This window comes from Streptomyces sp. MBT65, assembly GCF_016612545.1.
Lineage (GTDB): Bacteria > Actinomycetota > Actinomycetes > Streptomycetales > Streptomycetaceae > Streptomyces.
Genome location: NZ_JAENRY010000791.1, coordinates 1 through 388, shown reverse-complemented (window position 1 = coordinate 388; position 388 = coordinate 1). Strand labels below are relative to the sequence as shown.

The following is a 388-nucleotide window of genomic DNA, read 5'->3' as shown; positions in this document are numbered from 1 at the left end:
CTGCTGCTGATCCGTTCGGACGCGCCATCGCCGGGGCGGGGGGACCGGCTGGGCTGGGGGGTGATCGGCTCCACGCTGCCGGTGCGGTTCCCGGAGTGCCTGCGGGTGCCGGACTGCACGGTGACGCCGTTCGCGATCCAGCCGGGGCAGGTGCTGATGCCGGAGAACTGCGGGGTGGCGCTGCGTATCGACGGCCCGGCCGGCACCTGGTTCGCCGTATGGCGGCCCGCGGAGCGGCAGTTGCTCCAACTCCCGGCGCCCGAGGGGTGGTTGGCGGGCGCCGGGCTGTGGACCGAGGACGGGGTGCTGCGACTGCCGTACGCCACACGGGAAGTGCCGTGCGGTGTGGCGCGGTTCGCGGTGCCCAGGGGGGCGGGGGGAACGGGGG

General features: G+C 75.5%; 1 pseudogene. It reads left to right on the top strand.

Going from position 1 to position 388, the window contains the following annotated elements:
• Nucleotides 1-388 (top strand): annotated as a pseudogene (locus JHN63_RS52135) (hypothetical protein); the annotation flags it as partial.